This is a genomic window from Microlunatus sp. M237 (assembly GCF_056896895.1).
Genome location: NZ_JBXHBL010000002.1, coordinates 844,928 through 859,147, shown reverse-complemented (window position 1 = coordinate 859,147; position 14,220 = coordinate 844,928). Strand labels below are relative to the sequence as shown.

The window sequence follows — 14,220 nt, the reverse complement described above, 5'->3', positions numbered from 1 at the left end:
TCCCGGCTCGGGCTTTCCAGCGTTGCTAAACTTGGATGATCATGGCTATGACCAGTCCTCCCAGCGCGCCCCCCGGCAGTACCATCCGTCCCCGGTCCACCACTCAGCCGAGGACGTGAGATGACCGAGTGGATCCTGCTCGCGGTTGCGGTGGCCATGGTCGTGGCCTGCGGGGTGTTCGTGGCGGCCGAGTTCGGCTTCGTCACCGTCGACCGGTCGACAGTCGAACGCGCAGCGGCCGGCGGAGACACCTCGGCGGCGGGGGTGCTGACCGCGCTCCGTTCCCTGTCAACCCAGTTGTCCGGCGCGCAGCTGGGCATCACCGTGACCAATCTGGCCATCGGCTTCCTCGCCGAGCCGGCGCTGGCTGCGCTGTTGCGTACGCCACTGACCGGGATCGGGCTGCCGAACGGGGCTGTCACCCCGGTGGCCCTCGCCCTCGCTCTGGTGCTGGCCAACGTCGGGACCATGGTGTTCGGCGAGCTGGTGCCCAAGAACCTCGCCATCGCCGACCCGCTGCGGGTGAGCAAGGCCACCCAGCTGTTCCAGCGGGGCTTCACCAAGGTGATGATCTGGCCGATCCGGCTGTGCAACAACACCGCCAACGCCATCGTGTCCTCGCTGGGCATCGAGCCACAGGAGGAGCTCCGCTCGGTCCGCAGCGCCGAGGAGATCGGATCGCTGGTCCGCCGGTCGGCGCGCGAGGGCGTGCTGGACCACGAGACCGCCTCGCTGGTCGAGCGCTCGATCGCCTTCCGGGACAAGACGGCCGACGACATCATGACCCCCCGGGTGCGGATGCACAGCGTCCGCGCGGTTGACCCGGTGTCGGTGATCATCGACGCCGCTCGCACCACCGGCCACTCCCGCTTTCCGGTGGTCGGCGCTCACACCGACGAGGTGGTCGGGGCGGTGCACATCAAGCATGCGGTCGCGGTGGACGTGGCCGACCGCGACCGGGTACGGGTCGCAGACGTCGCCCAGCCACCGGTGCTGGTGCCGGAGACGCTGGAGCTCGATCCGCTGCTCACCCTGCTGCGCGGCGGGGGTATGCAGTTCGCGGTGGTGGTCGACGAGTACGGCGGCACCGCGGGGGTGGTGACGCTGGAGGACGTGGTCGAGGAGATCGTCGGCGACATCGTCGATGAGCACGATCGGCTGGGGGTCAACGGCCGGCACAACAGCGATGGCAGCTGGACGCTGTCGGGACTGCTGCGTCCCGACGAGGTGGCCGACATGACAGGCATCGCGGTGCCGGAGGGTGAGAACTACGACACCATCGCGGGTCTCGTGCAGGAGCGGCTCGGTTCCCTGCCGGTGGCGGGCGACCACGTCGAGTTCAGCCTGCCGTACGCGATCGACCTGGACGACGACGGTCCGGACCCGATCGGTGAGCGCGTCATCACGCTGACCGTGCAGCGGATGGAGGGCCGACGGATCGATCGCATCGTGATGTCGGTGCAGGAGCCGCTGCCGAGCACCCCCCGAGGTCGACGCGCCGGACGGAGCCACCCATGACCAGCCTCGGAGCGGTCGCCGTCGCTGTCGGCTTGTTGGCACTGAACTTCTTCTTCGTCGGGGCGGAGTTCGCCCTGATCTCCGCGCGCCGGACCAAGATCGAGCCGTTGGCGCTGGCTGGTTCGCGGCGGGCCCGCACCACCTTGCGAGCCCTGGAGGACGTGTCGACGATGATGGCCGGCTCCCAGCTGGGCATCACCGTCTGCACCCTGGGGCTGGGCGCCATCGGCGAACCCGCCGTCGCCCACCTGCTGGAGCCGGTCTTCGCCGCCATCGGGCTGCCACCGATGGTGGTCTATCCGGTGTCGTTCGTGCTGGCGCTGGCCATCGTGGTCACCCTGCACGTCGTGGTGGGGGAGATGGTGCCCAAGAACATCGCCCTGGCCAAGCCGGAGCAGGCTGCGCTGTTGCTGGCGCCACCGCTGATGCTGCTGGTGACCGTGCTGCGTCCGCTGGTGTGGCTGCTGAACACCCTGGCCAACCTGGTGCTGAAGCTGCTCCGGGTCGAGCCCAAGGATGAAGTCGGGTCGACCTACACCCGCGACGAGGTCCGCGGCCTGGTGGACGAGTCACGGCGGGAGGGCATGATCGACCAGGAGGCGTACGACCTGCTGTCCGGTGCGCTCGACTTCAGTGGTCGCACGGTTGCCGCGGTCCTGCTGCCCACGGCCACGCTGCGGTCGGTCGGACCGGAGTGCACCCTGGCCGACGTCGAGCAGCTGTGTGCCGACACCGGCTACTCGCGGTTCCCGGTGACCCGGACCGACGACGACGGCGCCGTCAACGTCTTGGGCTATCTGCACATCAAGGACGTGCTGGAGGCCGATCCGGCGCGGCGGGAGCTGCCGATCGCTGCCAAGTGGGTACGCCCGATGGCCACCCTGGGCTGCGACAGCCGGCTGCGGGACGCGCTCAAGACGATGCAGGCGCGCGGGTCGCACATGGCCAGGGTGGTCGACGACCAGGGCACGCTGCTGGGCGTGGTGGTGCTCGAGGACGTGCTGGAGGAGCTGGTCGGCGAGGTCCGCGACGCCGCCTCGCAGATCACCGCGAAGACCGGCTAGCGCTGCTGCAGTCGGCTCCCGAGCACCCCGGTCAGCTCCTCGGCGTAGGCCAGCTGCCGCTGCAGTCGCTCACAGCTCAGCCGGGCCTTCTCGTGGCACTGCGCCACGAAGCTGGCGGCCTCGGCGTGGCCGGCCGGATCGGTGGTGGGATCGTCCAGCCCGTCCAAGGCGGCCAGCAGCCGACGCATCTCCTCGAGGGTGAACTCGAGTGGCTTCATCCGGCGGATGACCAGCAGCCGCTGGACGTCTTCGTCGGTATAGAGGCGGAACCCCCCGCCGCTGCGCGCGGACGGGGTGACCAGCCCGACCTCGTCGTAGTGGCGCAGGGTCCGGATGGAGAGCTCGGTCTGCTGCGCCACCTGGCCGATCTGCAGGTGAGCCATCAGTTCTCGGCCCCCAGCTGTCCACTGAGCCGGGCGTGCCGCTGCTCACTGGCCTCGTTCAGGCCGACGATCTCAGCGCGCTTGCCGCGGGCGGCGTACTTGCTGACCACCGAGTCCAGCGCTGCCACACTCGAGGCGTCCCAGACGTGCGACTCCGACAGATCGATGACCACGTGCTCGGGATCGTTTCGATAGTCGAACTGGCCGACGAGGTCGTTGCTGGAGGCGAAGAACAACGCTCCCCGAACGGCGTACGTCCGGGTGCCGTCGGCGGCGTCGCTGACCGGGACCACCTCGGTCAGGTGGGCGACCCGCCGGGCGAACAGCACCATGGCAGTCAGTACGCCGGCCACGACACCGAAGGCGAGGTTGTGCGACACGACGGTGACAGCGACGGTGATGACCATCACCGAGGTCTCGGCCGGTGGCATCCGGCGCAGGGTGGCGGGGCGGATGCTGTGCCAGTCGAAGGTGCCGACCGAGACCATGATCATCACGGCGACCAGGGCCGCCATCGGGATTAGTCCGACCACGTCACCGAGGACCACGACCAAGATGAGCAGGAACACCCCGGCCAGGAAGGTCGAGATCCGGGTCCGCGCACCCGAGACCTTGACGTTGATCATGGTCTGACCGATCATCGCGCAGCCGCCCATGCCGCCGAAGAACCCGGTGACGACGTTGGCGACTCCCTGGCCCCAGCCCTCGCGGGTCTTGTCGGAGCGGGTGTCGGTCACCTCGTCGACCAGCTTGGCCGTCATCAGCGACTCGAGCAGACCGACCAGGGCGACGCCGATGGCGTACGGCGCAATGATCCGCAGGGTCTCCACCGTGAGCGGCACATTCGGAATCAACAGCCCCGGCAGGCTGTCGGGCAGCTCGCCCTGGTCGCCGACGGTCGGCACGCCGACCCCGAACGCGATGGTGAAGGCGCTCAGCGCCACGATGGCGACCAACGGTGCCGGGACCGCAGTGGTCAGCCGGGGGAGCAGGACCATGATCGCCAGCGCGACCGCGACCAGCGGGTAGACCAGCCACGACACCCCGATCAGCTGCGGCAGTTGGGCGGTGAAGATCAAGATGGCGAGGGCGTTGACGAAGCCGATCATCACGCTCCGCGGGATGAACCGCATCAGCTTGGCCACCCCGATGGCGCTGAGGGCGATCTGCAGGACGCCGGCCACGATGACGGTGGCCACCAGATAGTCGATCCCGTGTTCGCGGGTAAGGGGGGCCACCACCAGCGCCACCGCTCCGGTCGCCGCAGAGATCATCGCCGGCCGACCGCCGACGATGGCGATGGTGACCGCCATGGTGAAGGACGCGAACAGCCCGACCCGCGGGTCGACTCCCGCGATGATCGAGAAGGAGATGGCCTCAGGGATCAGGGCCAGGGCCACGACCAGGCCGGCCAGCACCTCGGTCCGCAGCCGGCGCGGCGAGCGCAGCGCCTGCAGGACGGAGATCTGGTCGGGGTTGTCGGCCGGGGGTCGGGCGGGGACGGAGACGCTCATGCTGTTCCGATCGGGTGGGGAGGGATGGCCCGGTGGTCAGCATCGTCGCTGGGTACGCCGATGAGGGGCAAACTCTCCCCTCACGTGAGGGAAGAGTAGCGCGTGCAGTCGGCTTCCGGCGAGTGGGGCGGGGAATCGCCGTCTAGGCTCGGGCGCATGAGCGTCGGGCTGAGCACTGCGCGCACCCGTCGGCCGATCGCACAGCACCCGGCCCGGCGTACGCGGAAGCGGCGGCGCGCCATCGTCATCGCCGGGATCGCGATGGCGCTGGTCCTGGGTGCGGTCGTCGCCGTCGCGGTGGTCCGCCCCCGACCGGCGTACTGGCCGCTCTATTCGGCCACGCTCGCGCTCGGGGCCGGTGGTGCGGTGGTGGAGGTGTCGGATCCGGCCAGCCTGGTCCCCGGCACCCGGGTGCTCGCCGGCACCGCGGACAGTGCGCGGCTGGCCGCTGAGCAGCGTGCCTGGCTGGCTGAGGGCAGCGTACCCGTGGTGGCCGAGCTCGGTTCGTCGACCATGGTCCGCGACGCCCTGCTTGATCTGCACGTGCTGAGCAGCCCGTACGGGGTTGCGGTGGCGGGGTGGGCGGAGCCCTGGCGCTATGTCTGGCCCCGCGACGCGGCGCTGGTCGCCAGTGCCCTGGCCCGTACCGGTCATGCGGCCGACGCGGAGCGGGTGCTGACCTTCCTGCAGGCGGTGCAGCCGCAGTCCGGGCGGTTCGAGGCCCGCTATCGGCCGGACGGCAGCGGCGTACCCGACGACCGAGGGGTCCAGCTGGACGGCCTGGGCTGGGCACTGTGGGGCATGAACGAGGTGGTGACCGCACTGCCGGTCGAGCAGCGGGCGTCCTTCATCGCGCGGTACCGCCAGCTGCTCGACCGCTCAGCCGCTGCTGCCGTGGAGGTCCTCGACCCGACGTCGGGGTTGCCCCCCGCCTCGCCGGACTATTGGGAGGTGTCCGAGCGGAAGCCGACACTGGCCACGGCGGCACTGCTGCGCGCCGGGCTGACTGCCGCGTCGTCGCTCTACGCGATCGCGGGGGAGCCGGTGGCCCGGGACCGGTTCGCCGCCGTCGCGGACCAGCTGGCCGGGTCCATCACCGCTGCGTTCGGCTCGGACGGCTATCCCCGCCACCCCGGGAACGGGGCGGATACCGCCGACCTCGGGATCACCTTCCTGCTGCCCCCGTACGCGGCGTCGGCCGATCCGGAGGTCGTGGCGGCGTGGCGGCAGGCGGAGTCGGCGATGGCTCGTCCCGCCGGCGGTCTCGCGCCCGGGGGGTCGTGGCGCGACGACGGGGTCAGCTGGACCACCGCCGGCTCCAGCTATGCCATGGCTTCGGCCTGGGTGGAGGAGCGCCCGGCGACGGTGCAGCGGTTGCGCTGGCTGGACGGGCACCGGACAGCGGCGGGATCGCTGCCCGAGAAGGTGCTGGCCGACGGCAGCCCTGCCTCGGTCGCTCCGCTGGCCTGGACGGCCGCCGCCGTGATCATCGCTGCCGACCGGCTCGCCGGCTGACCCGCAGCCGCGGGCGCCCGATAGCGTTGAGCGCATGAGTGACCCGAGCGGGCCCGAGACGATCAGCTGGCCCGGGCCCGGCGAGGCCCGACTGCTGGAGCGGGCGGAGCGGTTGCTGACCTCAGGTCGGCGGTCAGTGCTCGGCATCGCCGGCGCCCCGGGCTCAGGCAAGTCGACGCTCGCCGACCAGCTGTATGCCGAGCTGTCGAGGCGGCACCCGGGCAAGGTCGCGCTGGTCGGGATGGACGCCTTCCACCTGTCCCAGCGGGTGCTGGAACGACGCGGGCTGACCCCGGTCAAGGGAGCGCCGCACACGTTCGACGCGGTCGGCTACGTGGCGCTGCTGCGGCGGATTCGGGAGTCGAGCGACACGATCTACGCGCCGGAGTTCCACCGGGAGATCGAGGAGTCGATCGCACACGAGGTGGAGATCGGCCCCGAGGTGGGCCTGGTGATCACCGAGGGCAACTACCTACTGCTGGCCGATCCCCCGTGGGACCAGGTGCGGCCGATGCTGGACGAGGCGTGGTTCGTGGCACTGGATGACGCAGTACGCCAGCACCGGCTGGTCGCGCGGCACCGCCGCTTCGGTCTCGGGCCGGAGAGCGCGCTCGACCGGACCTTGGGCAACGACGAGGACAACGCCCGCATCGTCCGGGGTAGCGCTGGTCGTGCGGACCATGTTCTCCGCATCAGCTGAGCGCCAGCACGGGCCGTTGTCGGCGCCTCGAGCACGGTGGTGAGCCGCACCGCCTCATGGTGCCGGTGTGATCTGAACCTCACATCTGACATCTACTATCACGACAGCTCAGGGTCCTGTATCGTTCGTCTCGGACTGGAGAAGGTTGCGGTCCATTCGGGGGGACAACAGAGACTCGGGGGATTCTCATGCTCGGCTTTTTGGCCAGCTCTTTTGACATGCTCAACGTGCGCGATCTGGGGCTGATTTCCGAGGCCCGCCGCCGATGCACCAAGCTCATCGTCGGAGCCTTCTCTGACGAACTCGTCGAGATCACTTATGGTCGGCCACCGGTTGTGCCTTTGCACGAGCGCATGGCGCTGCTGAGGCACGTCCGCGGGGTGGATGGCGTCATCGAAGTCTCGTCAACCAAGGTCCATGCGCCGGAGGGCGCTGTGATCTTCGGCGCGGTGGATGAGCTCGTGCCGCTCGAGGCCCCTCAGCTCATCCGGCTGGCTCCCATGCGCACCACGTCGAGCCGGAAGCTGCATGCTGCACTGCTGCCGGTGACACGCAGCGCCGTTGCCTGACCGAGCGTCGGTCACCCGCAAGGGTGAGCTCGCATCTTTGATCACGTCCCCAATGGGGGCCCGGTTCTTCGCAAGAATCCACGTTTACTAGTCCGCAGTGCATGCGAGCACGGAGAGCACGATTATGAAACAACCGAATCGACCAATAATTGGATACGTGCCCGGGGGATGGGACATGTTTCACATTGGACATCTCAATATTCTCCTGCGTGCCCGGGAAATGTGTGATCGACTTATTGCGGCCGTGGTGAGCGACGACGTTCTGTACGGCATGAAGAATAAATATCCGATCGTGCCGCTTGAGGAGCGAATTGAGGTCGTTGCGGCCCTTGATGTGGTTGACCTGGTCGTCCCGGAGTATGCGAATGACAAGATCGCCGCTTGGGAGCAGCACCACTTCGATGTGATCTTCAAGGGCGACGACTGGCGGGGCACACCCAAGGGCTTGAAGCTGGAGCGGGACATGGCGTCGGTGGGCGCTGAAGTCCGCTACTTCCCTTATACGTCCCATACTTCGAGTTCTGCGCTGCGGGAGTTGATCGCTCAGCGAGGTTAATCTTGATCAACCCGGAGTCGGTGGTTCACGGCACACTCGGGGTGACTCTGGCGAATGCCTGGCGACCGCGCGGACGCCTGGCGTAAAGGTCTGATGCCGGGGTGAAGTTGATCATGTCATCATGATCAACTTCCGCGCGCGATCGACAGAAGTTGAAGGTTACGATTCGGTCTCAACGCCCTATGGGTGACCGAATCGCGATAGTCTGGCCAGGCCTAGATATCTCGGGGGAGATTCGATCGAGGCCCCAAGCAGCTCGCCTGCTTGGAGAGTGAAGCTCATGCTCTTGGTCCATGGTCTCTTGATCATGATCCCCCAAATAATTTAGGTAGTCGTCAGCGGGGGCGACGTACTAATCGGGGGATACAGGGAAATGGAACAACTCAAGAGCGCTGTCCTGCTCGAGCCCAAGCGGCACGAGGCCGACAGCGTCATGACGCAGCCGGTGGCGGAGCTGTTCGAGTCCTGGCCGGACGAAGGCCGGACCGTCACCGAGAAGACGGCTCACGACGACCAGTCGTCCACCCCATCGATTGTTGCGGATTCCGTTGAGCAGGCCCGAGTAGACGCTGCCGGTGGCACCGCCGCCGCGGGCCGGTTCTCGGTGTGGAGCCGCCGTTATGTCGGACTTCTGATGGGCGCGGACATGGTTGTCGCGCTCTTAGCAGTCGCGCTGTCCCTGGTCACCGGGCCGTTCGGGTTCAGCCCACTGAAGAACGTTGCCCTGGTGGCGTCGGCCCCGCTGCTGTGGCTGGTGGCCGTGGCCTCCAATCGGGGCTACGACCGCATCAAGGTAGGGGTGGGCGGAGACGAGCTGAGGGCCGTCCTCCGCGCCGGCGGTCTCGCAATCTTGGCGGGAGCCTTTCCTGCCGGTCTGATGAATCGGGTTGGCCTCCTCACCCTGTGCGTCGTGGCTGTGCCCATCGCGGTTGGCTTGAGTGTTGGCGTGCGGCTTGCCGCGCGTTACATCCTGCGCGCCCGCCAGCGCAAGGGCCACGGACTCCGCAGTGTTCTCATCGCCGGAAGCGCGGCCGGGGCTGCCGACCTTGGTCGGCTGCTCGCGGACAACCCACAGTCAGGGATGAAGGTGCTGGGCGTGTGTGTTCCGGCCGAGGAGATCGGGTGGGCTCGTCAGCGAGGGCTCAACGTGCTGGGCAGCCTCGAGCATGTTGCGGAATTGGTTGGCCGAGTCGGATGTGACGCGGTAGCCGTCACGAGCAGCGAAGCCACCCGTCACAACTTCCTCAGAGGCCTTGCGTGGTCGCTCGAAGGCCAAGACGTCGAACTGCTGGTCCATCCCGGCTTGGTCGAGGTCGCTGGTCCCCGCATGCACATCAGGCCTCACGTCGGATTGCCGCTCCTCTATGTGGAGCAGCCGAAGTTCAAGGGCTGGCGGCGGGTCATCAAGCGGACTACCGACCTGCTCCTCACGAGCGTAGGGCTGGTTGTTATCGCCCCGATCATGCTGCTCATCGCTGCAGCGATCAAGGCGACGGACCGCGGTCCTGTGTTCTTCCGGCAGACGAGGGTCGGCCTCGACGGCTCGGAGTTCACGATGTGGAAGTTCCGGTCGATGCACACGGATGCTGAAGCGCGGCTGATCGAGCTTCGGGCTCAGCACCCGGAGATGGGTGTCATGTTCAAGATGGTGGACGATCCGCGCATCACCAGAGTTGGCCGCCTCCTGCGGAAGTTCTCCCTGGACGAGCTGCCCCAGCTGTTCAACGTGCTGGCCGGATCGATGTCTCTGGTTGGGCCCCGTCCACCGCTGCCCTCGGAAGTGGAGGGATATGCCAACGATGCCCGTCGGCGGCTCTTGGTTACGCCCGGCCTGACTGGGCTCTGGCAGGTTAGCGGTCGGTCATTGCTCAGCTGGGAGGAGACGGTGAGACTCGACCTGCGCTATGTCGAGAACTGGACGCTGACGTTCGACCTGCTGATCCTGTGCAAGACGGTGGTCGCTGTACTGGCTAAGCGGGGTGCCTTCTAGACCTCGCACAATGCGCGTGAAGACCGTGACCGAGGTGGGCGACTCGGCATAGAGCGCGACGACGACAAGGAAGCCCAGCACGTCCTTCGGGTGAGAATCGTGCATCGCGGAGTGTTACCGGACTGAGACACCTGTTACCGGGTTGTTATAGATCTCCTGTACTCTTCCGGCAAGTCGGTCGAGGCGCCCCCGCGCGTTCGACTCTCGGGCCTAGTCGCGGTCAGGATTCACATGAATATGAATGACGTACGCGCCACCGTACCCCCGCACGCCACCCGCAGGTCGCACGTTCCGCTGGCCTTGGTCACGGCGGTCGTCCTGCTGTTCGCCTCCCAGGTCCTCGGGGCGCCGGCTGCGGACGCGGACGCACCGAAGACGGTCACCCGGACGGTTGCCCTCGTGGCCTCCGAAGCGGCGTGGACCACGAGTCGACGACCCAGCGCGGTGCAGAAGAGCACCTCATACATCAGCGTCACCAAAAAGCAGGACCGCGGCTACCTCAAATTCAACACGGCCTCTCTCGGTGCTGGAGCCAAGGTGAAGTCGGCATCCCTGGAACTCATCACCAAGACAACGCGAGCCACTAAGCCCGGACTCGTGGTGTTCGGGTCATCAGCCAGCTGGTCGACGAAATCCCTGACGCGGAAGACGGCACCGAAGCACCGCAGCACCAAGCTGAGCAAGCCATCGGCCAAGCCGGTGGCTGGACGGAAGTTGAGCGTCAAGCTGGCGAAGCTGACGACGATCAATGTCAAGGGCACCACTGCCTTCGAGTTGCGGTACTCACAATCAGCGGTAGGTAATACCTTCTGGACCGACAAGACGCGGCGGCCTGTGCTCAGAGTGACCATCGAGACTAAGGCCGCGCCGAGTCCGGCCACCGCTCCGGCACCGAAGGCCGCGGCTTCACAGGCAGCGGCGCCAGCATCCAGTGCCCGCGCGTACAGCATCGCCGCCTCTAATTCTTCCAGCAAGAAGGTGTTCGCTCACTACTTCCCGCCTTATCCCATCTCACTGGACAACAAGCCGCCCGCCGCTGACTACTACGCGCGCCACTACTTGTCACCGACGGGCGAGGGCGGAAAGTTCGCCTCGGTGGGAGGGTTGCTCCGGGACCGACCGCTACCGCGACCCGCGCGGTCGGGGGACTGGCTGACCGCAGATCTTACGACCGAGATCACGCAGGCGTCGGACGCCGGTATCGATGGCTTCACCGTCAACATCATGAGTCTGTCAGGGCGGAACTGGGATATCACGGTCGGCCTGATGAAGGCGGCACAGCTCTCCGGTCGCAACTTCAAGATCGTCCCCAACCTGGACGCGAACTCGGCGGCTGCGAAGGCCAGCCCTGAGGTCCTGGCCGCTAAGCTCGCTGAGCTTTACCGGTATCCGGCTGCCTACAAGATCCCGTCCGGGGAATACATGCTGTCTTCGTTCAAGGCGGAGAAGAAGAGCGTTGCCTGGTGGTCCCAACTGATGCGAACTCTCAGCAGCAAATACGGGATCAAAACTGCGTTTACTGCCATCCTGCTCGATTCCGGCGACGCGAACCTGAAGGCATTCGCCCCGATCAGCCATGCCCTGGGAGACTGGGGAACCCGTAACCCGGTCGGGGTCTACGCCCGCCCAAACCGGGCGGCCAAGGCCCACGCGCTGGGGAAGAAGTGGATGGCAGGGGTGGGCATCCAAGACGTTCGACCGAATCAGCGGATCTACGCCGAGGCGCGCAACACCGAGACCCTGCGGGCAACCTGGAACAAGGCCATCGCTGAGAAGGCCGACTACGTGCAGCTGGTCACCTGGAACGACTACAGCGAAGGCACGTCCTTCGCCCCGTCAGTGGCGCATGGTGCGACCTTCCTGGATCTGAGCGCCTACTACGCGACCCGCTACAAGGCCGGCAGCGCACCAGCCGTGGTTCGCGACGCCGTCTACGTCACCCACCGCAGGCAGTCCTACAAGTCGCAGCCAGTGATCAAGCACCAGCTGATGTTGCCGACGCTGGGGAACTCGAAGACGTCTCCAACGGACCGGGTAGAGGTGACCACCTTCCTCACTGCGCCCGCAAAGATCACGGTGACAGTCGGGGCAGCTCGGCACACATTTGATGCACCACGCGGGCAGTGGGTCGGTACCGTTCCCCTCGGACTGGGACAGGTCTCCGTCGCCGCAGTACGAAACGGGGTCACCGTGGCCAAAGTCACCTCGCCCTATTCGGTGGTTGCACGACTCCAGGTGCAGGATCTTCAGTACTACTCTGCGAGCAGCCGCGGCCAGTGACTACCCGGTAGCGGCCAGTACCTCCACGAGGCGAAGCGCGGGCGCTTGCATGGCCACGACTGACTCGAGATAGACGGACTCGTCCTGCTGCCAAGGATCCATGACGTCGTCGGAGCTGTCGGCTGACGGCGCGAAGACTCCGCGAGCGGCGGCCGCGAGGCGTACGACCTCCCTCAAGCGGTCGGCCGGCTCGAGCTCGCCGAGGTCCGGTACGTCCTCGAGCGTCGGTAACAGTCGGCCGAGTTGTCGCACGGTGAAGATCCGACCGAGGCTCTGTGGTGCAAGCCGGGCCACGGCGCTGCGATGGGATCGTTCCGCAGTGAGGACTAGGTCCGCCAGCCGCACATCGTCGGAAGTGAGTTGTTCCGCTCGAAATCCGTCAGTCACGACGCCCTCCGCGGCCAGTATCCGAGCCATCGGCACAGCGATGGGCTCGCCCACCAGCGCGGATGTTCCTCGCGACGTCACGGCGATGCCAGGGATCCCTCGCGCAGCCAGGCTTGTTCGCAAGGTGTGTTCAAGGTACGGGGAACGGCACACGTTCCCCGTACAGACCAACAGAATGCGACCGTCAGTTTCTGTCTCGTGAACCACGTTCTCCCCCGAGTCGAAGTTGTATTTTTGAGGCTACTCCGCCGTCCGCTCGACGCTGCTGGTGGCGTACTTTGCGGCGTCGTTGGTCGTTGTTGAAGATCGCTTGTCCTTCTGGCCGTACACCTGCTTGTACTGGCCCACCGTGCCGCCGGGGACGAAGTTGAGGACAACCCCTAGCAAGTGGGCACCAGCGGTCTGGAGGACTTCGACCGTCTTGCGGAGCTCGCGCATCTCCACCCGTCCGGTGCCGACAACCAAGATGGCGCCGCCGAGGGATTTCGCGAGCAGGGCGGCATCCGTGACAGGAAGGAGAGGCGGGCAGTCGATGATCGTCACGTCGAACTTCTCGGTGATCGAACGGAACAGCGACTCGGCCTGACTCGAGCCAAGTAGCTCGCTCGGGTTGGGCGGCAGATCTCCGGAGAGCAGCACCTTCAGGCCGTACGGTCCCCACGGTTGGAGCGCCTCCTCGAGACTCACTTCGTTGGTGAGGACAGAGGTGAGCCCGACACTTCCCTCGAGGTCGAGGTAGCTCCCGAGAACGGGCTTCCGTAAGTCGGCCTCGACGAGGCACACCGAGCTGCCAGACGCGGCGAGGGTGGCAGCGAGGTTCGCTGCGGACGTGCTCTTGCCTTCACCTGGGATGGAGGAGGTAACGACGAATGCCTTGTGTGGCACGTCAGTCTGAAGGAACCGAAGGTTGGTTCGCAGCTGTCGGAACTCCTCAGCTCTCGGCGAGTCGCCCGTGCGGCTGAGCATCGGGCTGGACCCGGCGCGGCGATCATAGGAGATGGAACCGAGCACCGTAGCTCCCTCGATGCTCTGCACCTGCTCGGCGCTGCGGACCTTGGCGCTGATCCGCTCGCGGATGATGACGAAAGCTATGCCCGCGAGAAGTCCGGCCAAGGCTCCGACTACGAGCAACAGACGGCTACTGGGAGTGGAGGGGATGACGGGGACTGCTGCGGTCTGAACTGGCTCCAGCTGTACCGGACTCGTGCCGTCGCGGCGCATGGGCACAAGCTTCACCACCACGTTCGACAGGCTGGTTGCCACCGCGTTGGCAATCGCCGCGGCGCGCTCCGGAGAACTATCAGTCACCGATATCGAGATGAGGGACGTGTTCAAAGGTACGGAGGCCGACACCTGGCGGCTGAGTTCACTGGCCGTGGTCTTCAGCCCGAGCGCCTTGATGACCGGATCGAGCACCACCTGGCGAGTGGCGACCGCGCTGTAGTTCCTCGCCTGCTGCTGGGAGTAGTTGCTTCCCTGCGCCAGCTCCATCGTCGTGGCGCCGCCCTCGACCGCAACGAACAGCTCAGTCTTGGCTGTGTACTGCGGGGTCGTCGTGAGCAGATAGGCAGCCGACAACATCGTTCCTAATGCTGCGATGGCCACAACGCTGACCCAGTGTGCTCGTAGTAGGCTCCAACTTTCGCGAAAGTTCACGTACACCATTCCGTTTAGAGATGGGCGTAGAAGCCAACCCAGACAACCGTAGACACGTAGGATAGCAACAGTCCGGAGCCGATATCGT

At 66.5% G+C, this 14,220-nt stretch carries 12 protein-coding genes; 8 read left to right on the top strand and 4 right to left on the bottom strand.

Features of this window, described 5'->3' with window-relative positions; all coding sequences use genetic code 11:
* Nucleotides 1–120 precede the first annotated feature (120 nt).
* Entirely contained in the window at nt 121–1,518 is a 1,398-nt protein-coding gene (locus AC1XX3_RS10300) for a hemolysin family protein (protein ID WP_483320995.1), read from the top strand.
* Nucleotides 1,515–2,582, top strand: coding sequence for a hemolysin family protein (locus AC1XX3_RS10295; protein WP_483320994.1), 1,068 nt, complete (start codon nt 1,515–1,517; stop codon nt 2,580–2,582). Before AC1XX3_RS10300 ends, AC1XX3_RS10295 begins: the two co-directional genes overlap by 4 nt.
* On the opposite strand, the gene AC1XX3_RS10290 is transcribed toward AC1XX3_RS10295, so the two are convergent.
* Nucleotides 2,579–2,965: a MerR family transcriptional regulator gene (locus AC1XX3_RS10290; RefSeq protein ID WP_483320993.1), complete on the bottom strand. Its 387-nt coding sequence runs from the start codon at nt 2,963–2,965 to the stop codon at nt 2,579–2,581. The genes AC1XX3_RS10295 and AC1XX3_RS10290 overlap by 4 nt on opposite strands.
* A complete protein-coding gene (locus AC1XX3_RS10285) occupies nt 2,965–4,479 on the bottom strand; it encodes a SulP family inorganic anion transporter (RefSeq protein WP_483320992.1) in 1,515 nt (504 codons plus the stop codon). Before AC1XX3_RS10285 ends, AC1XX3_RS10290 begins: the two co-directional genes overlap by 1 nt.
* A gap of 156 nt (nt 4,480–4,635) precedes the next feature.
* Here AC1XX3_RS10285 and AC1XX3_RS10280 point away from each other — a divergent pair, with 156 nt between their 5' ends.
* From AC1XX3_RS10280 to AC1XX3_RS10255, 6 genes are all read left to right on the top strand, one after another.
* Nucleotides 4,636–5,994 (top strand): glycoside hydrolase family 15 protein, encoded by a 1,359-nt coding sequence (locus tag AC1XX3_RS10280; protein ID WP_483320991.1) that lies wholly within the window; start codon nt 4,636–4,638, stop codon nt 5,992–5,994.
* Between the two features lie 34 nt (nt 5,995–6,028).
* Nucleotides 6,029–6,694 carry a nucleoside/nucleotide kinase family protein gene (locus tag AC1XX3_RS10275; RefSeq protein ID WP_483320990.1) on the top strand — a complete coding sequence of 222 codons (666 nt, stop codon included), beginning with the start codon at nt 6,029–6,031 and terminating at the stop codon, nt 6,692–6,694.
* Between the two features lie 188 nt (nt 6,695–6,882).
* Nucleotides 6,883–7,263: a hypothetical protein gene (locus AC1XX3_RS10270; protein ID WP_483320989.1), complete on the top strand. Its 381-nt coding sequence runs from the start codon at nt 6,883–6,885 to the stop codon at nt 7,261–7,263.
* Nucleotides 7,264–7,387: 124 nt separating this feature from the next.
* The gene (locus tag AC1XX3_RS10265; RefSeq protein ID WP_483320988.1) at nt 7,388–7,819 is read left to right on the top strand and encodes an FAD synthase family protein; all 432 of its coding nucleotides are present in this window, start codon (nt 7,388–7,390) and stop codon (nt 7,817–7,819) included.
* A 373-nt stretch (nt 7,820–8,192) separates the two neighbouring features.
* Nucleotides 8,193–9,809 (top strand): sugar transferase, encoded by a 1,617-nt coding sequence (locus tag AC1XX3_RS10260; protein ID WP_483320987.1) that lies wholly within the window; start codon nt 8,193–8,195, stop codon nt 9,807–9,809.
* 237 nt (nt 9,810–10,046) lie between these two features.
* A complete protein-coding gene (locus AC1XX3_RS10255; protein ID WP_483320986.1) occupies nt 10,047–12,089 on the top strand; it encodes a glycoside hydrolase family 71 protein in 2,043 nt (680 codons plus the stop codon).
* Here the strand turns inward: AC1XX3_RS10255 and AC1XX3_RS10250 are convergent, their stop codons facing one another.
* Nucleotides 12,090–12,683 (bottom strand): arsenate reductase/protein-tyrosine-phosphatase family protein, encoded by a 594-nt coding sequence (locus AC1XX3_RS10250; protein ID WP_483320985.1) that lies wholly within the window; start codon nt 12,681–12,683, stop codon nt 12,090–12,092.
* Nucleotides 12,684–12,716: 33 nt separating this feature from the next.
* Complete coding sequence (locus AC1XX3_RS10245; protein ID WP_483320984.1) at nt 12,717–14,141, bottom strand: tyrosine-protein kinase domain-containing protein; 1,425 nt, start codon at nt 14,139–14,141, stop codon at nt 12,717–12,719.
* Between the last annotated feature and the right edge of the window lie 79 nt (nt 14,142–14,220).